Origin of the sequence: Exiguobacterium sp. s43 (genome assembly GCF_018617255.1) — a bacterium.
GTDB classification, from domain to species: Bacteria; Bacillota; Bacilli; order Exiguobacteriales; family Exiguobacteriaceae; genus Exiguobacterium; species Exiguobacterium profundum.
Genome location: NZ_JACSJT010000001.1, coordinates 1,869,681 through 1,891,782, shown reverse-complemented (window position 1 = coordinate 1,891,782; position 22,102 = coordinate 1,869,681). Strand labels below are relative to the sequence as shown.

General features: G+C 49.1%; 27 protein-coding genes. 19 read left to right on the top strand and 8 right to left on the bottom strand.

The annotated features are described in order from the left end of the window. Nucleotides 1-192 precede the first annotated feature (192 nt). Nucleotides 193-624 (top strand): stage III sporulation protein AH, encoded by a 432-nt coding sequence (locus tag KNO79_RS09715; RefSeq protein WP_251125224.1) that lies wholly within the window; start codon nt 193-195, stop codon nt 622-624. Between the two features lie 32 nt (nt 625-656). Here KNO79_RS09715 and KNO79_RS09710 read toward each other — a convergent pair whose 3' ends face one another. The 6 genes from KNO79_RS09710 to KNO79_RS09685 all read right to left on the bottom strand — a co-directional run bounded on the left by KNO79_RS09710 (nt 657) and on the right by KNO79_RS09685 (nt 3,634). Beyond that, nucleotides 657-935 (bottom strand): CPCC family cysteine-rich protein, encoded by a 279-nt coding sequence (locus KNO79_RS09710; protein ID WP_078147901.1) that lies wholly within the window; start codon nt 933-935, stop codon nt 657-659. A gap of 78 nt (nt 936-1,013) precedes the next feature. After that, nucleotides 1,014-1,376, bottom strand: coding sequence for a DUF1304 domain-containing protein (locus tag KNO79_RS09705; protein WP_214691164.1), 363 nt, complete (start codon nt 1,374-1,376; stop codon nt 1,014-1,016). Between the two features lies 1 nt (nt 1,377). After that, nucleotides 1,378-1,662, bottom strand: coding sequence for a putative quinol monooxygenase (locus tag KNO79_RS09700; protein ID WP_026826548.1), 285 nt, complete (start codon nt 1,660-1,662; stop codon nt 1,378-1,380). Between the two features lie 27 nt (nt 1,663-1,689). After that, complete coding sequence (locus KNO79_RS09695; protein ID WP_159561950.1) at nt 1,690-2,328, bottom strand: nitroreductase family protein; 639 nt, start codon at nt 2,326-2,328, stop codon at nt 1,690-1,692. Between the two features lie 23 nt (nt 2,329-2,351). Next, nucleotides 2,352-2,762, bottom strand: coding sequence for a MarR family winged helix-turn-helix transcriptional regulator (locus KNO79_RS09690; protein WP_214691163.1), 411 nt, complete (start codon nt 2,760-2,762; stop codon nt 2,352-2,354). Nucleotides 2,763-2,866: 104 nt separating this feature from the next. After that, entirely contained in the window at nt 2,867-3,634 is a 768-nt protein-coding gene (locus KNO79_RS09685; RefSeq protein ID WP_214691162.1) for a hypothetical protein, read from the bottom strand. Between the two features lie 180 nt (nt 3,635-3,814). On the opposite strand from KNO79_RS09685, the gene KNO79_RS09680 reads away from it, so the two are divergent. The 16 genes from KNO79_RS09680 (at nt 3,815) to mnhG (ending at nt 17,533) form a co-directional block, all read left to right on the top strand. Next, nucleotides 3,815-4,204: a GntR family transcriptional regulator gene (locus KNO79_RS09680; RefSeq protein ID WP_074037561.1), complete on the top strand. Its 390-nt coding sequence runs from the start codon at nt 3,815-3,817 to the stop codon at nt 4,202-4,204. Then, nucleotides 4,191-5,072, top strand: a complete 882-nt coding sequence (locus KNO79_RS09675; RefSeq protein ID WP_074037559.1) for an ABC transporter ATP-binding protein — start codon at nt 4,191-4,193, stop codon at nt 5,070-5,072. Before KNO79_RS09680 ends, KNO79_RS09675 begins: the two co-directional genes overlap by 14 nt. Further along, nucleotides 5,062-6,192 (top strand): ABC transporter permease subunit, encoded by a 1,131-nt coding sequence (locus KNO79_RS09670; RefSeq protein ID WP_214691161.1) that lies wholly within the window; start codon nt 5,062-5,064, stop codon nt 6,190-6,192. The genes KNO79_RS09675 and KNO79_RS09670 overlap by 11 nt, the downstream gene beginning before the upstream one ends. Nucleotides 6,193-6,204: 12 nt before the next feature. Beyond that, nucleotides 6,205-6,669 carry a DUF4825 domain-containing protein gene (locus KNO79_RS09665; RefSeq protein ID WP_015881085.1) on the top strand — a complete coding sequence of 155 codons (465 nt, stop codon included), beginning with the start codon at nt 6,205-6,207 and terminating at the stop codon, nt 6,667-6,669. Between the two features lie 136 nt (nt 6,670-6,805). Next, nucleotides 6,806-8,479 carry an AMP-binding protein gene (locus KNO79_RS09660; RefSeq protein WP_214691160.1) on the top strand — a complete coding sequence of 558 codons (1,674 nt, stop codon included), beginning with the start codon at nt 6,806-6,808 and terminating at the stop codon, nt 8,477-8,479. Between the two features lie 79 nt (nt 8,480-8,558). After that, the gene (locus KNO79_RS09655; RefSeq protein WP_074037553.1) at nt 8,559-9,137 is read left to right on the top strand and encodes a fatty acid metabolism transcriptional regulator FadR; all 579 of its coding nucleotides are present in this window, start codon (nt 8,559-8,561) and stop codon (nt 9,135-9,137) included. Between the two features lie 79 nt (nt 9,138-9,216). After that, nucleotides 9,217-9,990, top strand: coding sequence for an electron transfer flavoprotein subunit beta/FixA family protein (locus KNO79_RS09650; RefSeq protein ID WP_214691159.1), 774 nt, complete (start codon nt 9,217-9,219; stop codon nt 9,988-9,990). Nucleotides 9,991-10,004: 14 nt separating this feature from the next. Next, a complete protein-coding gene (locus KNO79_RS09645; RefSeq protein ID WP_015881089.1) occupies nt 10,005-10,970 on the top strand; it encodes an electron transfer flavoprotein subunit alpha/FixB family protein in 966 nt (321 codons plus the stop codon). 107 nt (nt 10,971-11,077) lie between these two features. Next, nucleotides 11,078-11,392 (top strand): thioredoxin, encoded by a 315-nt coding sequence (gene trxA, locus KNO79_RS09640; RefSeq protein WP_015881090.1) that lies wholly within the window; start codon nt 11,078-11,080, stop codon nt 11,390-11,392. A 346-nt stretch (nt 11,393-11,738) separates the two neighbouring features. After that, nucleotides 11,739-14,180 (top strand): Na+/H+ antiporter subunit A, encoded by a 2,442-nt coding sequence (locus KNO79_RS09635; protein WP_078146522.1) that lies wholly within the window; start codon nt 11,739-11,741, stop codon nt 14,178-14,180. Beyond that, nucleotides 14,152-14,589 (top strand): Na(+)/H(+) antiporter subunit B, encoded by a 438-nt coding sequence (locus KNO79_RS09630; RefSeq protein ID WP_015881092.1) that lies wholly within the window; start codon nt 14,152-14,154, stop codon nt 14,587-14,589. The genes KNO79_RS09635 and KNO79_RS09630 overlap by 29 nt, the downstream gene beginning before the upstream one ends. Then, nucleotides 14,589-14,930: a Na(+)/H(+) antiporter subunit C gene (locus KNO79_RS09625; protein WP_015881093.1), complete on the top strand. Its 342-nt coding sequence runs from the start codon at nt 14,589-14,591 to the stop codon at nt 14,928-14,930. Before KNO79_RS09630 ends, KNO79_RS09625 begins: the two co-directional genes overlap by 1 nt. Beyond that, on the top strand, nt 14,923-16,407 hold the full coding sequence (locus KNO79_RS09620; RefSeq protein WP_074037548.1) for a Na+/H+ antiporter subunit D: 1,485 nt from the start codon (nt 14,923-14,925) through the stop codon (nt 16,405-16,407). The genes KNO79_RS09625 and KNO79_RS09620 overlap by 8 nt, the downstream gene beginning before the upstream one ends. Nucleotides 16,408-16,414: 7 nt before the next feature. Beyond that, nucleotides 16,415-16,900: a Na+/H+ antiporter subunit E gene (locus KNO79_RS09615; protein WP_078146523.1), complete on the top strand. Its 486-nt coding sequence runs from the start codon at nt 16,415-16,417 to the stop codon at nt 16,898-16,900. After that, nucleotides 16,900-17,196, top strand: coding sequence for a Na(+)/H(+) antiporter subunit F1 (locus KNO79_RS09610; RefSeq protein ID WP_026826530.1), 297 nt, complete (start codon nt 16,900-16,902; stop codon nt 17,194-17,196). The genes KNO79_RS09615 and KNO79_RS09610 overlap by 1 nt, the downstream gene beginning before the upstream one ends. After that, on the top strand, nt 17,174-17,533 hold the full coding sequence (gene mnhG / locus KNO79_RS09605; protein WP_015881097.1) for a monovalent cation/H(+) antiporter subunit G: 360 nt from the start codon (nt 17,174-17,176) through the stop codon (nt 17,531-17,533). Before KNO79_RS09610 ends, mnhG begins: the two co-directional genes overlap by 23 nt. 42 nt (nt 17,534-17,575) lie before the next feature. Here the strand turns inward: mnhG and KNO79_RS09600 are convergent, their stop codons facing one another. Beyond that, nucleotides 17,576-18,889, bottom strand: coding sequence for a dihydrolipoyl dehydrogenase family protein (locus tag KNO79_RS09600; protein ID WP_214691158.1), 1,314 nt, complete (start codon nt 18,887-18,889; stop codon nt 17,576-17,578). 70 nt (nt 18,890-18,959) lie between these two features. On the opposite strand from KNO79_RS09600, the gene uvrC reads away from it, so the two are divergent. Continuing rightward, complete coding sequence (uvrC, locus tag KNO79_RS09595) at nt 18,960-20,750, top strand: excinuclease ABC subunit UvrC (RefSeq protein WP_214691157.1); 1,791 nt, start codon at nt 18,960-18,962, stop codon at nt 20,748-20,750. Beyond that, nucleotides 20,747-21,523, top strand: a complete 777-nt coding sequence (locus KNO79_RS09590; RefSeq protein WP_214691156.1) for an aminoglycoside adenylyltransferase domain-containing protein — start codon at nt 20,747-20,749, stop codon at nt 21,521-21,523. The genes uvrC and KNO79_RS09590 overlap by 4 nt, the downstream gene beginning before the upstream one ends. A gap of 24 nt (nt 21,524-21,547) precedes the next feature. Here KNO79_RS09590 and KNO79_RS09585 read toward each other — a convergent pair whose 3' ends face one another. Continuing rightward, entirely contained in the window at nt 21,548-21,940 is a 393-nt protein-coding gene (locus KNO79_RS09585; protein WP_251125226.1) for a YslB family protein, read from the bottom strand. Nucleotides 21,941-22,102 lie beyond the last annotated feature (162 nt).

Here is a 22,102-nt window from a genome sequence, read left to right as displayed (position 1 = left end):
TATGTGAATGAAGAGGGGTATATGGGACAACCCAGTGGCTTTTTCACTTTCGACATAGAGGTAAGGGGATTATACCGAAGTGTCGAAGAACCCGAACGAGTCGGAACGATTGAAGTGAGATGGAATCAAGATTCGTTCGAGATTATGGAAGAGACAGGAATCTTTGTTACTTCACCACAGGAGGCTTGAAGCATGCTGACGATCACTCAAGATGTAAAGGGAAAGCACTATGAGGCGCTCATTGATGTTCTGTTCAAGCATTGTACTCACTTTGCGTTCGTGGAAGACAGACGCCGAATGGAAATCGAAGACGAGCGTTTGGTGTATATGGAAGTGCTGACTGAAGAGATTCGTTGGGATTTGATCGAACGAACTATCGTAAGTGAATGGGAGACGACAAGACTGTCTGGGGATACGGCGTATTTATATTCGTTCCATATGAATTACAGGACGGTACAGTTCTTAAAAGAACGGAGTCAATCATTATTCAGTTGGATCCATCCGGAACTCCCGGAAGACTTGATGTTTTATGCGGGGGATACGTGCGTGCTCGCGGTATGCTCCCATGAATCGTTCTTTGTCGTCGATGAAGAGATGTGGGAGCGTATTAGATTAGATGAATGATCAAGGTCACTTCTTATATGGGTGACCTTGTATTAAGTCAACTTGCTAGAGAAGGGTCTCCAGTCTGGGTCTTTTCTGTCGTGTTTATTCGGTTTTCTGACATCATCACAGAAGAGCCGTTCACTCGCACCAAATTGGATGTAATTCTGTTGAGCCTGTCGAAGCGACACCGTATTCGCACCGCCTTCATAATCGGGATCGTCGAATTGAACCCCGTCGTCCTCCCAAAAGCAGATTCGACAAATGTCGTATGTGCCTGGTGGTTCCTCTTCTAACGTCTGATAGCCACAGCATGGGCATGTGTATCTCACCATCATCACCTCACTATTTAGTATAGAGGATACAAACAAAAAGCGTCCGACCATTTCTCAGGTCGGACGCTTTTTCTGTCATAAGATCACCATCGAGATCAACGTCAAGATGGCAAGCCCACCTTGTGTCAGGATAATCTTCTTGTCACTCGTGATACTGCCATATAGGGCAACGAGAATGATATAGGTCAGCATCATGGTGACAATCTCGACCGGGTTGGGGGAAAGATAGAGTCCGTACAAGAGCCCGACCCCAATCAATCCGTTATAGACGCCTTGATTTTTGAACAAAACCGACACCGAGTCTCTCGTTAGCTCGTCTTTCGACATACGGAAGACGCGTGACGTCGACGAGGATGCCGTCGCAATCGTCTCTAAATAGAAGATATAGAAGAATTCGATGGCGACAAGCGTTCCGAGCACAAGGGTGAGCGTCGACATATTAGTTGACCGCTGCTACTTGTACGACTGGTTTTGCAGACACGTAGTTCGCCACGTTTTGTGCGAAGTTGATGAGGACCGGGTTTTGGTTGTGCTGCTCGAGAGCGGCTTGGTCTTCCCAGTTCTCGATCATGACGAAACGGTTCTCGACAGACGTTGACTCGTATAGGTCATATCCGACGCAGCCCGCTTCTTGTTTTGATGAGTCGATCAAGACTTGGATGTCACGCAAGAAGTTCTCGCGTTGTGATGCTTGGATATCGAATGTGGCGTTGACTAAGATCATGGTTGATTCCTCCGATTGTGTGGTGAATTATTTGAACGATGTGACCGTTTGAGCGTCAAGACGTACAGATTGGTAACCTTCTTCTGCCGCTTTCCCAACAGACAAGATCATGACTGGTACATAACGGTCTTTGTCGAGACCGAACGCTTCTGCGAGTTGGTCTTTCTCGAAACCACCGATTGGGTTCGTGTCATAGCCGTGTGCACGTGCTGTGAGCATGAATTGCATCGCAGCGAGACTCGCATCGATCTTCACGATGTCGTTCATCTCTTGTTTCGAGAGGTTTTTGTAGTAAGGGATGATTGCGCCGAGCTGTTGGTCACGCACTTCTTGTGGCATTTTGCCTTCTGCGACCGCTTGATCGTAGATTTGTTCGCCGTACTCGTAGCACTCCATGTCTCCGAAGATGAGGAGCATCGCTGCAGACGAATCGTTTTGACGTGTGTTGAAACGGATGAGTGGTTTGAGCGTCTCTTTCGCTTCTGGGCTCTCGATGACGACGAAGCGCCATGGTTGCATGTTGACCGATGATGGGGCAGTCGTTGCTTCTTGAATCATCTCGAGCATTTCTTCTTGTGAGATTTTCACGTTCTCGTCATAGACACGGATTGATTTACGACCGAACATGACGTCTGTAAATGTATTGTTTTCGAATGTAGTTGCCATTGGTGAATTCCTTCTTTCTCTGTTTAGGCGTGACTGTTCAATTTTTGAAGCAGCCCGGATAAGTGTTGAATCTCTTCAGCGGACAAGGCTTGTAAGACGAGATGGTTGGCCCGTTCGTCTCGCTCGCAGTGCCCGAGGTCTTGCTCTGCTTTCTCTGTCACACGGACGAACATCTCGCGATGGTTCTCCGCGTTCCGCTCTCTGACGACATACCCTTTCTCTTCAAGGATTTTCAAATGTCGGGTGATGGCGGCATTGTCGATTTTCATTTCTTCTTTAATCAAGCGTTGCGAACAAACGCCTCGTTCTTTGACGACTTGCAGCATCTCGTAGCGGGTCAGGCTGAATCCTGTCTCCCGTTCGAACGACGATGCGACGTTTTGTTCCGCCAACTTGATTTGGTAAAGTAATCGGCTGATTTCACGTAGGTCCATAGCGTCCCACCTTTCTCAATTGACTTATCAATCGTTGACTTGTCAAACGATACAACGTTTTGGATTGCCTGTAAAGTCAAACGCTCAAAAAAGACGACACCAAATTATCGTGTCGTCTCCTCTTCGATGGGAGTGCCATCAAATCGATATTCTGTCGTGAATGTCGTCTCGTCGAATCCATACATTCGGTCGTAGGCATTCAAGTCCTCAATCGTCCGCACGTCGAGGAAGGACGGGTCGATGTCAGACGCTTTGCGCGTGAACATCATGTACCGTTCTGTGTAATCGTCATTTCCTCCAGGCTTTCCATCGAACGAGAAGTGAATCCAATAGACATCGGATTCCACTACGCGCATGACGTCGAGAATCCGTTGTTTCTGTTCGTCCGTATTGTTCCAGTCTTCATGAAACATGATCGAGACGTCGAGATATGTCTTCGGATTCGTTTCATAAATGGACGTCGGGGTCGGGCTGACTTTTGCTTGCGCATCATCGGACACTCCGGTCGGTACTTCCGCACGGACGGTCTCTTCTTCTTTTATGATTCCTTGCGACACGAGTCGCTCGTGAATCGTCCGCTCTGCCTCGCGTTCCCAATACGTCTCGAGCACGTTATCGTGGATGGAGCCGTCACCATACGTTTCAAGATAGTAAGTTCCAACGAATGGTTCTTTCGTCAATGTCATTTCCCCGATATAACCGCCCATATGCCAGTCGCGAGACAGTTCGATATCGGCTTGTTCGTTGTACGTTTCCTTCACATACGCGGTATAAGTCTCCCGTGCCTCTGACTTTTCAAGCGTCGTATATACGAAGAGGCCGCCAGCAAGAAACCCACCGGCCATACCTGCCAGTAATCGTTTTTTAATCATTTCGTCACCTCTCGTTCAATCTACCTGATATTGAAGGAGAATACCTCGGTCCAAAGTCTTATTCAAATCATTTCCATTTCGCTGTAAACTAAAAGTGCCCTCAAAGAACTATTGTAATTGCGTGTACTAATACATATAATACACTTAAAGAGTAACATTGATTATGAGAGGGTGTGACCCATGTTATACAAAATCGATATGAAAAGTTCAGAACCGCTATACGAGCAAATCGTCAATCAAACGAAAGAACTTGTTATCCGTGGAATTTTACGACCAGGAGATAAGGTGATGTCCGTGCGTGAACTCGCCACCGATCTCGTCATCAATCCGAATACGGTCAGTAAGGCGTATCAGGAGTTGGAACGGCTCGGGCTGCTCGAGATGCGACGTGGACGTGGGACGTTCGTCTCCGAGGACTGGGTGGACGATGATGCGGCACGTGAGCCGGTCATCGCCTCGATCAAAAAGATTGCGATCGATTGCCACTATGCGAACGTGCCGTTAGACGAAGCCATTGACGTATTGCGAACGGAATATGAGAAAGTAGGGAAATCCAATGCTGAAAGTTGAACAGTTAAGTAAAAAAATTGACCGTCAAACGATACTCGATGGCATCGACTTTACGGTCGAATCTGGAGAAATCATTGCGCTCGTCGGACGTAACGGTGCCGGTAAGACAACGCTTCTCCGCACGATGGTCGGCATCATTCGCCCAGATATGGGCGACGTGCTCTATGGTTCGAAAAGTATTTTTAAAGATGCGGGATTGAAGCGTGACGTCATCTTCGTACCGGATTCAGCCGATGCGCTCAAAAATTATACGGTGAACGAGGCGACGGACCTGTATGAATCGATTTATCCATCCTTCAACCGTACCGTCTTCCGTGAGACATTGACACGATACAACATCGACAACAAAAAGATCCGCCAGCTTTCTAAAGGACAAAAGGCACTCGTGACGTTATCACTCGCCTTCGCCGTCCAAGCGAAGTACTACCTGCTCGACGAACCGACGGACGGACTTGATGTCGTCGCCAAATCCGATGTGTTAAAACTGATGATTGCCCAAGTCGAGAATCGGAACTGCTCGATCATCGTCTCAAGTCACCAACTCCATGAACTCGAACGCATCGCTGACCGCATCATCATGATTGAGAATGGACGTGTCAAAGCGATCTTGTCACTCGAAGAGGCACGTGCCCTCAGCATCAAGTGGCAAGTCGTCTTCAACGACCATGTCCCGGTCGAACTGCTCGAACGAAAAGATATCGAAATCATCAGCGTGACGGGACGTGTCGTGCTATTCATGGCGAAAGAACGGACGGAAGAGCTCGAGACGTTCATCGATTCATATAATCCGATGCTCATCGAAGAGATTCCGATGTCTCTTGAAGACGTCTTCCGTGTCCAGTTAGGAGGAGAAGCCCATGTTGTCTAAAGTATTGTTAAAGAAAGATTGGAAACAAGTGTCGTTGCTTTGGATGCTGCTCGTCTTCTTAGGCGTCGTCGCCTTCACTGTGCCGGCTTGGACACAATTCGAACAGTTTGATGAGCAGATTAAAGATGCACGAGCGAATTCTGTAGATTACGGGATCCCGTTTGAAGAACGAGATCGCCTGACGGTTGAGTCCTTCTTCGACCCTGATTCGAGTTTAGCTTTCTATCTTGGTGACATAGGTGATGTCATTCCGGTAGGACCAGTTGTATTCTTATTCGTCGTGTTTAGTGCGCTCATGGCCACGTCGCTCATTGGTGCCGAACGAAACAGTCAAATGTCGGACTTTTCGATGTCGCTCCCCTTCACCCGCACCCAGCTGTACATATCAAAATGGGTGTTGGGGGCAAGTGGGATTATCATGTCCACGCTGTTAGGAAGTATCGCGATGTTTGCATTGGTCGCCACTTCCCGTTATTCCTTCTTATTAGAAGGGACCGTATTTAAATCGATCGTGATCGTCCTGTATATCGCCTTGATTGGGATCTCGTTATTCTCGTTGGCTTTATGGATGGGATCGTTCGGTGGGGAATCGATTTCTCAATCAGTGTGGTCGTTTGTCGCCTTGATTTTCCCGTTAGGAATTCTCGCATTGATTCAAGGATCAGCTTACTCGCTGACTGGTCGAGGTGATGCGTTGAGTTGGTTAATCGATTCAGCTTATGAAAGTGTATTTATTCAAGCCATCTCACCACTCGGTAACTTGATGAATTTATCTTTATATGAATACATTCGATCCGATCAGTATTGGCAAGAGTTCGTCACGATTAGCATTCCATCGTCTATCGTCTTTATCGTCTTGTCATTATGGTTAGGAGCTTGGATGTACAATCGTGCACCGCAAGAAAACAACGGTCGTTTCTTCATGTTCAACAACTGGTTATGGCTCGTCCACATTATCATCGTTGGATGTATCGCGATGTTCACAGGAATTGTGTTCACGACATTCACGTATCAAGCGAACAGTATGTTGTACATCGTAGGCTTTGTGATCGGAGCGTTCTTAGCACACTTACTCGCTAAGCGTTTGCTTTACCGCTTCAACTTGAGACTCAAATCGTAAGGAGGGACACCTATGAAACGCTTCTGTCTGTTGCTCGTACTCGTCATCTCACTGGCAGGGTGTATGAACCCCGAACCGGACGCCTTTGAATACAAAGGGGCGAAAGTCGGGGACAATGCGGCCGTCGTCGGCATTGCCGGAAGTTTGCCGCTACATGAATGCTATCGATCGGTCGAACTGCAGACGAAGAAGCGTCCTTATGGGTTGACCGTCCGTTACGAAGACCCGGGTATGGAACGAGCGGAACAAGAACATCTGGCGATTAGGAATGCGGCTGCCTATTTCACTCTCATCCCGAACGCCGAAATCGTCCGTTTTGCTTTCCCGAACCGGACCTATGCCTTCTCTCGACCTGAAATGGAGGCATGGTTCGGGACTGACTTCTCAAATATTCGTCATGAAAAAGAATTGCAACAACTCATGAATCAGAAGCTTGAAAAACTGGATTCGAAAGATTCCTATTTTAGGCGGGTATGACAGCGATTGGATGACAAATCCAATCGCTTTTTTTGATATTTTCTGAAAATTATCGGGTAAAGGGTAGATGAAAGCGTTTTCTTAGCATTATAATAGGGTTAACTGAATGAGTATTCATTTCCAAGGAGGAACAGCGATGAACAAACCGTGGTTACAAGATTATCCAGAAGGAATGCCCCAGTCAATCGATTATGAGGTAAAGCCGCTCTATGAGGCGTTGTCTCGCGCAGCAAAGGATTATCCAAATCGTACGGCCGTCTCCTTTATCGGAAAGGAGTGGACATTCGCGGAAATCGATGATGCCGCACGTCGACTCGGAACGATGCTTCAAGCGAAAGGGCTTGAAAAAGGCGACCGCGTCAGCCTCATGCTTCCAAACTGTCCTCAATACGTCATCTCGTTCTATGCCGTACTCTATGCAGGAGGGACGGTCGTCCAGACGAACCCACTCTATACGGAACGTGAGCTAGAAAACCTCGTCACGGACGCAGGTGTCAAAATCGTCATCACCCTCGATCTGTTATATCCGAAAACGCTTCGCGTCAGTGAGAAGACGGAGATTCAAACCGTGATCACGACGAGTATCGCTGATTACTTACCATTCCCGAAAAACAAACTGTATCCAATCAAAGTGAAACGTGAGAACAATATCGTCATCGATACGACCGGATCGACGCTGTTCAAAGATTATAAAGACTTTAACCCTATCACGCCACTCGACATCGAACCGAAAGAAGATGTCGCCGTTCTTCAATATACAGGGGGGACAACGGGACTTCCGAAAGGCGTCATGTTGACCCATTTCAACTTGACCGCGAACGCCGATCAAATCACGAACTTATTCTATAAGTACAATCGCGGGGACGAGAAACGCGTATTGTGTGTCGTGCCGTTCTTCCACGTCTATGGGATGTCTTGCTGTCTGAACTTTGGGGTCACGAACGGCTATGAGCTTGTCCTCGTGCCACGTTTCGAAGTGACGGATGTCTTAAAGACGATTCAGAAGAAAAAGCCACACTTCTTCCCGGGCGCACCAACGATGTATGTCGGAATCTTGAACGACCCGAAACTGAAGAAGTACGATTTGTCTTCGATCGAGGCATGTATCTCGGGTTCGGCTCCGCTTCCAATCGAGGTGCAAGAGGAATTTGAGAAGATCACGGGTGGTCGCATTGTCGAAGGGTACGGTTTGTCTGAGACGTCGCCGGTCACGCATGCGAACTTCTTGTGGGATAAACGGATTGTTGGCTCAATCGGTGCCCCGTTATCGGATACTTCTGCTAAAATAGTAAAAGCAGACGGAGAAACAGAGGCGGACATCGGTGAAATCGGGGAGATCATGCTGAGCGGTCCACAAGTCATGAAAGGCTACTGGCAGAAACCGGAGGAAACGGCAGCCGTCTTGAAAGATGGGTGGCTCGCAACCGGTGACCTCGGCTACATGGGCGAGGACGGGTTCTTCTATATTGTCGACCGGAAGAAGGACATGATCATCGCAGGTGGCTTTAATGTCTATCCGCGTGAAATCGAAGAAGTCCTCTACGAACATCCGGCCGTGAAGGAAGCGGTCTGTATCGGTGTCCCAGATCCATATCGGGGTGAGACGGTCAAAGCGTTCATCGTCCTTCGCGATGGCTCGAGTGTGAAGGAAGAAGAACTCGACAAACATTGTCGTGAGAAGCTTGCGGCCTATAAAGTGCCGAAGTTGTATGAGTTCCGCGACGAGTTGCCGAAGACGTTCGTCGGTAAGATTTTACGTCGTGTCCTCGTCGACGAAGAGAAGGCCAAACAAGTGAAACAAAGCAGTTGACACCAAGCGTACGCATGATAGAATAATAAATGAATGAACCATCATTCATTTTTCTGCAACGGTAAGGAGCTTGGGGTTAATGACAAATCATATTTCGAAAAGTGACCGAATCATTGATGCGGCGGTCAAAGTAATTGCCAATCATGGCTATCACGGTGCAAAGGTGACAGCCATCGCCAAAGAGGCGGGTGTCGCGGACGGCACGATCTATTTGTACTTCAAAAACAAGGAGCATCTCTTAATCGAATTGTTCCAAGCGAAGATGGGGCTGTTCATCGACTACTCGAAACAACAAATCGAGAGCGAGACGTCAGCTGGGAGTAAGTTGTATCAGTTGATTGAATCACATTTAAAGCAACTGTCGGCAGATTACGACCTCGCCGTCGTGACACAAATCGAACTGCGGCAGTCGAACTTGGTACTTCGCCAAAAAATCGGAGAAGTGCTCAAACCGTATTTGAACTTAATCGATTCTGTCGTCAAACATGGAATCGAGACAGGAGAGTTTGACAAGGATTTAGACTATCGACTCGCCCGTCAAATGATTTTCGGCACAATCGATGAGGTTGTGACGAGTTGGATGGCGAGCGGCTTCAAGTATGATCTGTTGTCGACGCTTCCAAATGTGCACCATATGTTGAAAAAAGGGCTTACGTAACAGTGAGCCCTATCACTAGCTCAAAAAATGAATGCTGATTCATGAATGATGGAAAGAATTGACTAAAGGGGGATCAACCATGAATATTTTTGTTTTGCTGAAACGTACGTTTGATACTGAGGAAGCGATTCAGCTCGAGAATGGGGAAATTCAAGAAGACGGCGCTGAGTTCATCATCAACCCGTATGACGAATATGCGGTCGAAGAAGCGATTCAAAAACGTGACGCACTCGGGGGAGAGGTCACGGTCGTCACGGTAGGACCAGAAGATGCGGATAAAGAATTACGTACAGCGCTCGCAATGGGTGCGGACAAAGCCGTTCGCATCTCAATCGAGGACGATGTCGAGGATGCGGACCATGTCACGATTTCAAAAGTGCTCGCCACATACTTGAAAGAACAGGACGCAGACCTCATCTTCGCAGGAAACGTGGCAATCGATGGCGGTAGCGGACAAGTCGCACCACGTGTCGCAGAACTTCTCGACATGAACTACGTGACGACGATCACGGGTCTTGAAATCGATGGTACAACGGCTACGGTCACACGTGACGTCGAAGGGGATACGGAAGTGATCGAAGTCGCACTCCCACTTCTCGTGACGGCACAACAAGGGTTGAACGAGCCACGTTACCCGAGCTTGCCAGGAATCATGAAGGCGAAGAAGAAACCGCTCGAAGAACTCGAACTCATGGACATCGATCTCGATGAAGATAAAATCGAAGCGAAAATCGAGACGATTGAACGATTCTTGCCAGAAGAGAAGAAAGCGGGCCGTATCCTTGAAGGCGACATGTCGACACAAGTGAGCGAACTCGTACAACTTCTTCGCACGGAAGCGAAAGTCATTTAAGGGGGAGATCATAGATGAAAGCTTTAGTACTCGCAGAAGCGCGTGAAGGCGCGTTACGTAACGTATCATTCGAAGCCATCGCTGCGGCGAAGCAATTGACAGACGATGTGACGGCAGTCGTGATTGGGGATCACGTGCAATCACTCGCACAAGAACTCGGGGAGTATGGTGCAAGCCGCGTCCTCGTCGTCGAAGATGATCGCCTCAAGCATTATACGCCTGACGGCTACGGTCAAGTGCTCCGCCAGTTGATCGAGCAAGAAAATCCGGAAATGATTGTCCTCGGACACACGGCTCTCGGGAAAGATATCGCACCGAAACTTGCAGCACGTCTTGATGCCGGACTCATCAGTGACGTTGTCTCTATCGAAGGAACAGGACGCGACGCAGAGTTCGTTCGCCCAATCTACTCAGGGAAGGCGTTCGAGAAAGTGAAGTTCAAAGATTCCGTCATGTTCTTCACAATCCGTCCAAACAACATCGACGCACTTGCACGTCAAGCGGGCGCGAGCGTCTCTGTTGAAACGCCGGCGGTCGAATTGAAAGACCTCGCGATGATCGTCAAAGAAGTCGTGCGTAAGGCGACTGGGAAAGTGGATTTGGCGGAAGCGAAAGTCATCGTCGCAGGTGGACGTGGCGTGAAGAGCGAAGATGGATTCAAACCGCTTGAAGAGTTGGCTGAGCTTCTCGGAGGAGCAGTCGGTGCTTCACGTGGAGCATGTGACGCTGACTACTGCGATTACGCCCTTCAAATCGGGCAGACGGGTAAAGTCGTCACACCAGACCTCTACATCGCATGTGGAATCTCAGGAGCGATTCAGCACTTGGCTGGAATGAGTAACGCGAAAGTCATCGTCGCCATCAACAAGGACCCAGAAGCAAACATCTTCAGCGTGGCAGACTATGGCATCGTCGGCGACTTGTTCGATGTCGTCCCGATGTTGACAGAAGAGTTCCGTAAGCACCTCGTCAATAGCTAATAAGCAAAACGTTTTGGGGTTGTTACCCTCCGTGGTATACTCTGAACATGAATTGCATGAGAGTTCTCTATCAGGACTCTCTCATCTTATTGGGGAGGTTTTTACAAATGGCTATTAAACATGCAACGACTCAATCGTTTGAACAAGATGTAAAAGAGGGCGTTGTCCTCGTAGATTTCTGGGCAACTTGGTGTGGACCATGTCGCATGATCGCGCCAGTTCTTGAAGAACTCGATCAAGAAATGGGTGACCAAGTCCAAATCGTGAAACTCGATGTCGACGAAAACCCTGAAGTCGCAGGTGCTTTCCAAATCCAAAGTATCCCGACACTCATGATGTTCAAGGATGGCGAGCCTGTTTCGAAAACAATGGGCTTCCAACCAAAAGAAGCATTGAAAGAGTTTATCGCGACAGCACAATAATTGCGTAGCAGCCGATTGAGATCGGCTGCTTTTTTGTTTTACTGAGTAGAAAAGAAGGAAAAGGACAGGCAAGTAGGGAATAGGATGAGTTATTCCACGCACCCTCAATCCGGTCATATTCCGATACATAACGTCTGATTTCAAATTTTTTTTGAAGAAATTCCGTCGGCTTCCTTCATATTTAACAGATTCGAAATTTTGACGGGGGAGCGCTTGAACTGGAAGCTTTTATCATGGAAACAGACTGAAAATTTACGCTATACTCATGAGGAAGACATGATGGAGTCAAGTGACCTTACTTTACGGCTCAATCTATTGTACGACTCTGTTCGAAGGAGGAATTTTCTTGTCGCTGTTACATTTAGCTATTTTGTTGCCGCTTCTTGCGGCACCATTCATCCCACTTTTGTTCCGGGGGATGAAACAAATTCATACAGGCTGGTTCGTCTTGATCGTTCCGGTCGTGCTCGTCACCTACTTCGCCGGATTCATTCCGATCACGAGTGCAGGGGACGTCGTGACAGAGACGATTGCGTGGATGCCATCCCTCGGGATTAACTTCACGGCATACGTCGATGGACTCAGTCTCTTGTTCGCCCTTCTCATCACGGGAATCGGCGCACTGGTCGTCCTTTATTCGATTTACTATTTGAATAAGGACAAAGAGTCGCTCGGGCATTTTTACGTGTATCTCTTGATGTTCATGAGTGCGATGCTCGGGGTCGTTCTCTCGGATAACATGATTGTTATGTATATGTTCTGGGAGCTCACATCGATTTCATCATTCCTGTTGATTGGATATTGGTATGAGAAAGAACGTTCCCGCTATGGGGCGCAGAAGTCGATGCTTCTCACCGTGTTCGGCGGATTGTCGATGCTCGGAGGGATCGTCTTACTCGAATCGATGGTCGGCTCGTACAGCATTCGCGATATGGTCGCGAACTCGGGCGTCATCGCCGAGAGTCCGTTCTTCCTCGTCGCGATGATTCTCATCTTGCTCGGGGCGTTCACGAAGTCAGCGCAGTTCCCGTTCCACATCTGGTTGCCTGACGCGATGGAAGCACCGACTCCGGTCAGTGCGTACCTCCACTCAGCAACGATGGTCAAGGCGGGTCTCTACCTTGTGGCCCGCATGAGCCCGGTGTTCCAAGAATCATCCGTCTGGCTATGGACGATTGCCGGAGTCGGGATGTTCACGATGTTCTGGGGTTCATTCAATGCCGTGAAGCAGACCGACCTGAAGGGAATCCTAGCGTTCTCGACCGTCAGTCAGCTCGGGTTGATCATGTCACTCCTTGGACTCGGAGCGGCGGCGCTCCACTATGACGGCATGGATGACAACATCTTTATGGTCGCGACGATTGCGGCGATCTTCCATTTGATCAACCACGCGACGTTCAAAGGCTCGCTCTTCATGATGGTCGGGATTGTCGACCATGAGACGGGCACACGTGACATTCGTAAACTCGGTGGTCTGATGACCGTCATGCCGATTTCATTCACGGTCGCCGTCATCGGTTCGTTATCGATGGCTGGTCTTCCGCCATTTAACGGATTCTTGAGTAAAGAGATGTTCTTGAAGGCGACGACGAAAGTCTTCTCGGCAGACTTCTTCGCGCTCGATACGATTGGGATTCTACTCCCGATCATCGCCTTCGTCGGAAGTGTGTTCACGTTCATCTACAGCATCATGCTGTTCACGCGGACGTTCATGGGCAAGGCGAAGTTCGATCAATTGCCGAAACAACCGCATGAGGCACCGATCGGCATGTTAATTTCGCCGGTCATCCTCGCGATTCTCGTTGTCGGTCTCGGGTTCTTCCCGAACGTGTTGTCGAACTCGCTCATCAAGCCAGCCGTCGAGTCGATCTATCCGACACTCGTCGCGCAAGGGCAAGATGTTAAAGTAGATATTTACTTCTGGCACGGTTTGACGCCTGAACTATATATGACAATCGGGGTGATCCTTCTCGGTTCATTGCTGTTCTGGCAAATGGGTAAATGGATGGGCATCTACAACCGCATCCCACATCGTTTGACGCTCAACGGGATGTACGATGGTACGCTCGTATGGTCGAACAAGGCGGCATATCGCTTTAAAGACAACTACATGACTGGTTTCATCCGGTCGTACTTGATCTATATTTTCGTCTTCCTTTCAGGTATGATGCTCTTCAGCATTTGGTGGTTCGACATGTACCGCTTCTCGTTTGAGAACCTGGCTGAGATTGCACCTTATGAATATGTGCTCGGAGCTGTCGTCATGCTAGCGGCGCTCGCGATTCTCTTCATGAAGTCGCGTCTCCCGTCTATTATCCTACTTGGGGTCGTTGGATACGGCGTGGCACTGTTCTTCGTCTTCTTCGGTGCACCGGACTTGGCGCTCACGCAGCTCGTCATCGAGACGGTCTCGGTCGCATTGTTCTTGCTCGTCTTCTATCACATGCCGGACATCAGCAAGAAGGAAGTACGGATGCGTTTCAAAGTCGGGAATGCCATCGTGGCTGTTCTCGTCGGGACGACCGTGACGCTTCTCAGCTTCATGGCGCTCACAAACAAATCGCTCACTTCGATCTCAGAGTATTACAAAGAGAACGTGTATGAGCTTGCAGCAGGTAAAAACATGGTTAACGTCGTTCTCGTCGACTTCCGTGGATTTGATACCTTGTTTGAAATCGTGGTTCTCGGGATTGCGGCTTTCGGGATTTACACGATGATTAAATTTAGAACAACACGACGTACGAAAGGAGAAGGTGAACATGAAGCAAAACAGCAGACGCGTCAATGACGTCATTTTGCAGACGGCCGCGATTATCATTTTCTTCATCATTGTCATCTTCTCCATCGACTTGTTCTTTGCCGGTCACTATTCACCAGGTGGAGGATTCATCGGTGGATTGATGACATCCGCGGCACTCGTCTTACTGTTGCTCGCATTTGATTCGAAAACGCTCGCGAACGTGCTCCCTATTGACTACCGTCTCATGACGGCGACCGGATTACTGATTGCCCTTGCGACAGGTCTTCACTCGGTTTTCTTGGGTCGTCCGTTCTTGACGCACGCATACGGGAAGTTTGACTTACCACTTCTCGGTGAACAGACCCTTCACACGGCGATTGCGTTCGACTTAGGGGTTTACCTTGTAGTCATCGGAATCACGTTGACGATTATACAAACGATTGGAGAGAGTGAATAATGGAAATCTTCGTTAGCATCATCATCGGTGTCCTGACGATGTGTGCCGTCTATCTTGTTCTCTCAAGAAGTTTGTTACGCATCATCATCGGCACTGCCTTGTTCAGTCACGCGGCACACCTTCTCGTCTTGACGACGGCAGGTTTGAAGACAGGGGCTGCCCCTGTTCTCGTCGACGGTGTGACGGAATTCACAGACCCGTTACCGCAAGCGCTCGTCTTGACGGCAATCGTCATCAGTTTCGGGGTGACGGCGTTCTTCCTCGTACTTGCCTACCGCACGTATCAGGAGCTCAGCACGGACAATATGGAAGAAATGAAAGGAACAGAATCGTATGATTAACTTACCGGTCTTTCCAATCGTCATTCCTGCGCTTGCGGCCATCCTTATGATGTTTATGCCAAAACGGGTCCAGCTGCAGCGCGCAATGGCTCTTGGAGCTTTAGTTATTACGGCGATCGTGTCACTCTTTCTCGTGCATACGGTCTCCACGGAGGGAATTCAAACCCTCAACCTCGGGAACTGGCAAGCACCGTTCGGCATCACGCTCGTATCGGATATGTTGTCAGCCCTACTCGTGACGACGTCGACTCTCCTCACGCTCTTCATCGTGTGGTTCGCCGTCCATTATTTCTCTGACTCATATGAAGGAAACTACTTGTACATCTCGATGCTCTTCTTGCTCGTCGGGGTGAACGGTGCCTTCACGACAGGTGATATCTTCAACTTGTTCGTCTTCTTTGAGGTCTTCTTGATGTCCTCATACGTATTGATTGTACTCGGTGGACGTGGCGTCCAGTTACGTGAGTCAATCAAATACTTGCTCGTGAACATCATTGCCTCGGCGCTCTTCGTCATGTCGGTCGCCTTGCTTTACGGTGTCACAGGTACACTCAACATAGCGGACTTGGCGATGAAGATCCCGCTTGTCGATAACCCGGACGTCATCACCGTCATCGGTGTGCTATTCGTCATCGTCTTCGGGATGAAAGGGGCACTCGTCCCACTTCACTACTGGCTCCCTGGAGCGTACGTGGTCGCACCGACCCCGATTCTCGCCATGTTCGGGGCTCTCTTGACGAAAGTCGGGGTGTACTCGATCTTGCGGACGTACACGCTACTCTTTGATGGGAACGGTGAGTTTTTACAGACGTTCCTCATGGTGCTCGCTGTCCTCACCATCTTCATCGGGATGACAGGGGCCATCGCCTATAACGACGTGAAGTTGATCATCATCTACAACATCATGATCGCAGTCGGGGTCATCTTATACGGGATTTCGGTCAACACGCAGACGTCCCTTGAAGGGTCACTCTACTACTTGATTCACGATATGATCATCAAGGCCGTTCTCTTCATGCTCGTCGGGATGATGATCGGAATCACCAAATCCGGTCAACTCCGTGATATGGGTGGACTCATCACTCGCTTCCCGTTGTTCGGATGGACGTTCTTCGTCGCAGCGCTCTCGCTCGCTGGGATTCCACCACTCAGTGGATTCTTCGGGAAATTGTTGATCGTCTCAGGTGGGATGGACGAAGGCGAGCTGTTCGGACCACTTCTCGTCCTCTTGTCGAGTCTCTTCGTCCTCTATTCGGTCATGAAGATTTTCTTGAACGGGTTCTGGGGCGAGGCGAAGCGCGAGTATGATGGACCGCTCGTACCGTATACGAAGCGTTTGATTGTACCGGTCTTCTTGTTGCTCATCATCGCGGTCGCATACGGATTTGGGGCAGAAGCCATCCATCCGTATATCACGCAAGCGATTGAGCCGCTCGTCAATCCAGAAATCTATATCGATGCCGTGATAAAGGAGTGAATGACAGATGGCTTATCAACTATTGATTAACTTTTTCTTGGCGTTCATCTGGATGTTCCTCACGGGATCGTTCACAACGAGCGGATTCTTCGTCGGGTATCTACTTGGCTTACTCATCTTGTTCATGATGCGCCGATTCTTTAAATCTAGTGGGGGCGGCTTTTACTTCACACGCGTCTGGCGTCTGTTTAAACTGCTTCTCATCTTCATCCGTGAATTGTTCCTCGCGAACTTTGAGGTACTGCGTCTCGTCCTTAGTCCGAAGTTGAAAATCCAACCAGGGATTTTCCGCTATGAGACGTCGCTCGACAAAGGATGGAAAGTCAGCTTGCTCTCGATGCTGATCACGCTCACACCAGGGACGCTCGTCGTTCAGGTGTCAAAAGACAATTCCGTGCTCTATATCCACGCACTCCACATGCCGGATAAAGAAGCGCTACAAAAAGACATTTATGATAACTTTGAATCAAGCATTAAGGAGGCGACAGAGTGATGGATTTACTAGACATTCTCATCTACATCTCGCTCGCCATTCTCTTGCTTGCGATGTTGATGATGTTGTATCGTGTCGTCAAAGGACCGACGACGGCAGACCGAGTCATCGCGCTCGACTCCATCGGGATCGCGCTTATCTCGGTCGTTGCGTTACTATCGATTCTGCTCGATACGACTTTGTATTTTGAAGTCATCTTGCTACTCAGTATTTTGGCCTTCATCGGAACGGTGGCGTTCTCGAAATTCTTAGAGAGGGGAGAGATTATCCAACATGACCGCGACAATGATCTTTGATCTCATTACCGGCATCTTCACGATCATCGGCGTCTTCTTCACGGTCGTCGCCGCGATCGGTCTCATCCGTCTCCCAGATATTTATTCGAGAACACACGCTGCCTCAAAGAGTGCGACACTCGGTGTCATGTTCGTCCTCTTTGCAGCCGTCCTTCACGTATATGTCGATGAACGGGTGTTTGATGCAAGACTCTTGCTCGGTCTCTTCTTCGTCCTCTTGACAGCTCCTGTTGGGGGTCACCTTATCTCGCGTGCGGCGCACGCGAAAGGTGTTCCACTTTGGGAGAAGTCGTTACAAGACGCGCTGAAAGAAGACAAGGACAAAGGAATCGAATAAGAAAAAGACGGGATTTGCCAAGAGGCAAGTCCCGTCTTTTGTTTAAATGAGATAGCTCAAGTCGGAGGCGGCGGTCGGATAGGCGACTTCTAAGTGCTTCACGTGTTGATGCGACAGTTTGTTCTGTATAATGAAAGAGAACAGATTGATGAGTTCAGGGGCGTGGTGACCAATCAAATGAGCCCCGATGACGTGCCCTTCTGCACTCAGTAACACTTTTGAATAGGCGGTTGCGTCGTTGATTCGTGAATAGGTGAGGAAGTGCGACATGTCCGTTTCTTTCACGTCGAAGTCAATGCCCTCAGCTTCCGCTTCCTCGACCGTAAGACCGACTTTGGCAATCGGTGGTGTCGCATAGACGATGGTCGGGGCCGGACGTTCAGGGAGTGACCTTGTATTCCCGTGAAGCATATTGAGTGCGGCGAGGCGCCCTTCCTGACCGGCGAATGGAGTGAGTGCAGGATTGGGACTTTTGGCGACGTCGCCCGCGGCGTATATATTCGGGTTACTTGTTTGCAGATGCTCGTTCACATGTACACCGTGATGATCAGCTGTGACACCTGCCGCTTCAAGCCGAAGTCGCTCGATGCTTGGAATTCGTCCTGTAGCGTTAAGGACAACTCCTTCTAGGGTAGAGTCATCTGATAACGTTAAGACGTTGCCATCGATTTGTATTGGCTCGACGTCATGTCGGACGGTGATGCCGATTCGCTTCGATTCTTCGATGAGCCGGTGGACGACGTTCGGGTCGAATGCCTTCAACGCATGTGAACGAATGAGGAGTGTCACGTCGCTTCCGAATCGTCGGAAGATATGGGCGAATTCAAAGGCGATATAGCCTCCCCCCACGATATGAATCGATTCAGGCAACGCGTCGAGGTCGAACACATCATCGCTAGTGATCGCCAGTTCGCCACCTGGGATATCGAGAGGGCGGGGCGTTTGACCCGTAGCGATTAAAAATTGATTGGCAGAGAGCTCGTGACCATCGATGACGATTGAATCCTCATCGATAAAGTGAGGCTCTCCCTGATATAAGTCTATGTTCATCTCATCCCAATGCTGTTTTTTGGATGTTGGGATAGAGAGGCGGTACTCATCAATCCGCTTTTTAAAGGACGACCAATCCAGTGACAGGCTTCCTTCGACGCCAAGCTCACGCATACGTTCCGTTCGGGCAAGGAGTTCTGCTCCTTCGGCAAGCATCTTCTTCGGGTCACATCCGCGTTGAGGACATGTTCCCCCGAACGTCCAATTCTCAATGATGGCGATCTCTTTACCGGCTTCGCGTAAAATGGAAGCGGCTTGACCCGCTGCGGAGCCGCTACCGACAATGATGACGTCGTATCGTTTCATAATATAAAATCCTCCTCTGACGAGATATCACACTCTTTTTCCCGTCCAGGAGGAAGCTAAACTGAGGTGAATGGAATTGAGTCATACCGACCACATTAAACATAAATTAGCGCTGCTCCCGGATGAGCCGGGTTGTTATCTGCATAAAAACGAATATGGTGAGGTCATCTATGTAGGGAAGGCAAAAAACCTCAAGAATCGGGTCCGTTCTTACTTCACGGGCGCACACGACATCAAGACGATGCGCCTCGTCGCAGAGATTCGTGACTTCGAGTACATCGTGACGGCGAGCGAACTCGAGGCGTTATTACTTGAAATGACGCTCATTAAAAAGCACGACCCGAAGTACAATATTCGCCTCAAAGACGACAAAACATATCCGTACATCAAAATTACGAACGAACCGTATCCGCGTCTATTGACGACACGGAAATTGAAAAAAGACGGCGGACATTACTTTGGACCGTATCCGAACGCCTATGCGGCGAACGAGACGAAACGTCTGCTTGATAAACTCTACCCGCTCCGTAAATGTCAGCCGATGCCGAAAAAGCTCTGTTTGTATTATCACATTGGGCAATGTCTGGGACCTTGTGAGCTCGCAGTCGATACGGATTCGCAAAAAGAGATTGTCAACGAGATTCGCCGCTTCTTGAATGGTGAGACGAGTGAGACGCTCGCGAAGCTGAATGTCGAGATGGGACGTGCCGCTGAGGACATGCAGTTCGAGCGAGCGGCTGAACTGCGCGACCAGATTCGAGCGGTCGAATCGATCATGAATAAACAGAATATGATTACGGCCGACCCGACGGCACGAGACGTCTTCGGTTATACGCTTGACCGTGGCTGGATGTGTGTCCAAGTGTTCTACATGCGAGGCGGCAAGATGATCGAGCGAGATGTCTCTCTCTTCCCGATGCACGGAGAGCCTTCGGAAGAACTCGAAAGTTTCATCGTTCAGTTCTATGAACAAAACGTCGTGCCGAAAGAGATTCTCGTACCCGAGACGGTCCGGCTCGATTTACTGAATGACGCCATCGGAACGAAAGTGATGCAGCCGAAACGAGGGGCGAAGAAACAGCTGCTTGATTTGGCGACGAAGAATGCGACAATCGCCTTGAACGAGAAGTTCGAGTTGCTCGCCCGAGATGAAGAACGGACATTGCTTGCGATGCGTGAACTTGGTGAAGCGATCGGGATTCCCAACTTGTCACGTGTCGACATCATCGACAACGCCAACATTCAGGGCGCGGACGCCGTGTCGGCACTCGTCGTCTTTGAAGACGGGAAGCCGCTCAAGAAAGAATATCGGAAATATAAGATTCGTACCGTCCAAGGACCGGACGATTACGAGACGATGCGTGAAGTCGTCCGTCGACGATTCCGCCGTCTCTTGACGGAAGACAAACGATTACCCGATCTCCTACTGATTGATGGGGGGATTGGGCAATTGAATGCGGCGCTCGACGTCATTCAAAATGAGTTCGGGCTCGACTTGCCGGTCGGCTCGCTCAAAAAAGATGACCGACATCGGACGAGCCAACTGTTGTTCGGAGAAGGTGGGGGCGTTGTCGAGCTCCATCCACGATCGAGCGCCTTTTATCTGTTGCAGCGGATGCAAGATGAGGTCCACCGTTTCGCCATCACGTTCCACCGCAGCCTACGGACGAAGAAGATGACGAAGTCGATACTCGATGAGATTCCGGGTGTCGGTCCGAAGCGTCGTCAACAGCTCATCCGCCATTTCGGGTCGATGAAACAGATTCGTCTGGCATCACTCGAACAATTGAAGGAAGCGGGGTTGCCGGAAAAATTAGCGGAGACCGTGCTTCAATACGTGCATGAGGAGACGGATGAATGAGACAGATTACGACAGACGTGGAGAATACAATCGCTTCATTCGTGAGAGCGATTGATGAATTTCTACCAACCGTTCAGCATATATATATTCATGGATCATTAGCGATGGGTGGTTTTCATCCGAAACGAAGTGATGTAGATTTGTTGCTCGTCGTATCAAACGCATTGACTCGGGAGGAACGACAAAAACTCATCGACTGCTGTCTCTCGTACTCCAACGAACCATATCCGCTCGAACTGAGCATCATGACGATGGCGCAGCTAAAAGATTGGTATCATCCAAGTCCTTTCGAGTTTCACTATAGTGAAGGGTGGCGTTCACGTTTTGAAGAAGCTAGTAGGGAAGAAAGAACCGAATTGCAACAAGGATTCACCGATCCTGATTTGGCGGCTCACGTCCAAGTGATTTTAGAGCGTGGTATCACATGGCGAGGGCAACCACTTCATAAACTCCTTTCTGGATTCGATTCAGCTCATTTTTCTGATGCGATTCGAGCGGATGCGCTCGATTCTCTTGACTCGATTGAAGAACAGACGGTGTATAGCGTATTGAACTTGATACGTGGCCTGGCCTATGAACAAGAACGTGTTCTGCTCTCAAAACAAGAAGCACTCCATTGGTTAGTGAATAACGGACATTTTCCAGGAAATATTGTCGAAGTTGTTCGTAAGGCGACTCGGAGCTATGAAGGGGGAAGTGTGACGTTTCATCGACAAGAACTCAATGAATTCCGTCGCTACATGTGTCAACAACTTCAGCGGAAACAAAAATAAGAGTCGATGCGTTGGCATCGACTCTTATTTGTAGTCGTCTTTTCGGTCTAGTTGGACGGTGATTTGGACAGCTTTTCGGGTTGGATCGGCGTAACCTTCCGCGACGCACTGGAAACGACCAGCAATCTGTTCGGCTAAAAATCCAGCTTCAAGCTGATAATAACCTGTCGCTTTGGTCTGAGTCGCAGGTGGTGGGATCAATTCATAAGTAAACTTGCTCCCACGTTCCTTCTTGATTGTCAACTCTCCCCAACCTGCCTCTGCGAAGAAAGCAGTCAGTTCATCGTCGGACATCGTCGGGAACTTACGGGCGACCCGTTTTCCTGACCAATAGATGACTTGGGCGTAATCTTCGCCAAGCAAATCCGTCAACACATAGTCGCGAAGCAGTTCAATCGCGAAAGTTGGTTGGCTCATCGTTTCCATTCTATCCCATCACTCCAATCTCTCTATATCATTATAACGACCAATTGGAATTTGGTCATCCTGTAATTTTGAAAAGAATGTGGCACAAATCGGCTAGGTTGTCTTGTCATACAATTTTCACAAGAGTAGAATAGGAGACAGAAAGCTATATCT

Excerpts from the sequence above, each read along its gene's own strand:
- KNO79_RS09675 (WP_074037559.1), top strand. The coding sequence starts at position 4,191 with ATGCTGAAAGTTGAACAGTTAAGTAAAAAAATTGACCGTCAAACGATA.
- KNO79_RS09670 (WP_214691161.1), top strand. The coding sequence starts at position 5,062 with ATGTTGTCTAAAGTATTGTTAAAGAAAGATTGGAAACAAGTGTCGTTG.
- KNO79_RS09645 (WP_015881089.1), top strand. The coding sequence starts at position 10,005 with ATGAAAGCTTTAGTACTCGCAGAAGCGCGTGAAGGCGCGTTACGTAAC.
- KNO79_RS09655 (WP_074037553.1), top strand. The coding sequence starts at position 8,559 with ATGACAAATCATATTTCGAAAAGTGACCGAATCATTGATGCGGCGGTC.
- KNO79_RS09715 (WP_251125224.1), top strand. The coding sequence starts at position 193 with ATGCTGACGATCACTCAAGATGTAAAGGGAAAGCACTATGAGGCGCTC.
- KNO79_RS09625 (WP_015881093.1), top strand. The coding sequence starts at position 14,589 with ATGGAAATCTTCGTTAGCATCATCATCGGTGTCCTGACGATGTGTGCC.
- KNO79_RS09700 (WP_026826548.1), bottom strand. The coding sequence starts at position 1,662 with ATGATCTTAGTCAACGCCACATTCGATATCCAAGCATCACAACGCGAG.
- KNO79_RS09685 (WP_214691162.1), bottom strand. The coding sequence starts at position 3,634 with ATGATTAAAAAACGATTACTGGCAGGTATGGCCGGTGGGTTTCTTGCT.
- KNO79_RS09705 (WP_214691164.1), bottom strand. The coding sequence starts at position 1,376 with ATGTCGACGCTCACCCTTGTGCTCGGAACGCTTGTCGCCATCGAATTC.
- KNO79_RS09650 (WP_214691159.1), top strand. The coding sequence starts at position 9,217 with ATGAATATTTTTGTTTTGCTGAAACGTACGTTTGATACTGAGGAAGCG.
- KNO79_RS09585 (WP_251125226.1), bottom strand. The coding sequence starts at position 21,940 with ATGAGCCAACCAACTTTCGCGATTGAACTGCTTCGCGACTATGTGTTG.
- KNO79_RS09615 (WP_078146523.1), top strand. The coding sequence starts at position 16,415 with ATGGCTTATCAACTATTGATTAACTTTTTCTTGGCGTTCATCTGGATG.
- KNO79_RS09620 (WP_074037548.1), top strand. The coding sequence starts at position 14,923 with ATGATTAACTTACCGGTCTTTCCAATCGTCATTCCTGCGCTTGCGGCC.
- KNO79_RS09610 (WP_026826530.1), top strand. The coding sequence starts at position 16,900 with ATGGATTTACTAGACATTCTCATCTACATCTCGCTCGCCATTCTCTTG.
- KNO79_RS09690 (WP_214691163.1), bottom strand. The coding sequence starts at position 2,762 with ATGGACCTACGTGAAATCAGCCGATTACTTTACCAAATCAAGTTGGCG.
- KNO79_RS09665 (WP_015881085.1), top strand. The coding sequence starts at position 6,205 with ATGAAACGCTTCTGTCTGTTGCTCGTACTCGTCATCTCACTGGCAGGG.
- uvrC (WP_214691157.1), top strand. The coding sequence starts at position 18,960 with ATGGAATTGAGTCATACCGACCACATTAAACATAAATTAGCGCTGCTC.
- mnhG (WP_015881097.1), top strand. The coding sequence starts at position 17,174 with ATGACCGCGACAATGATCTTTGATCTCATTACCGGCATCTTCACGATC.
- KNO79_RS09680 (WP_074037561.1), top strand. The coding sequence starts at position 3,815 with ATGTTATACAAAATCGATATGAAAAGTTCAGAACCGCTATACGAGCAA.
- KNO79_RS09660 (WP_214691160.1), top strand. The coding sequence starts at position 6,806 with ATGAACAAACCGTGGTTACAAGATTATCCAGAAGGAATGCCCCAGTCA.
- KNO79_RS09630 (WP_015881092.1), top strand. The coding sequence starts at position 14,152 with ATGAAGCAAAACAGCAGACGCGTCAATGACGTCATTTTGCAGACGGCC.
- trxA (WP_015881090.1), top strand. The coding sequence starts at position 11,078 with ATGGCTATTAAACATGCAACGACTCAATCGTTTGAACAAGATGTAAAA.
- KNO79_RS09600 (WP_214691158.1), bottom strand. The coding sequence starts at position 18,889 with ATGAAACGATACGACGTCATCATTGTCGGTAGCGGCTCCGCAGCGGGT.
- KNO79_RS09695 (WP_159561950.1), bottom strand. The coding sequence starts at position 2,328 with ATGGCAACTACATTCGAAAACAATACATTTACAGACGTCATGTTCGGT.
- KNO79_RS09590 (WP_214691156.1), top strand. The coding sequence starts at position 20,747 with ATGAGACAGATTACGACAGACGTGGAGAATACAATCGCTTCATTCGTG.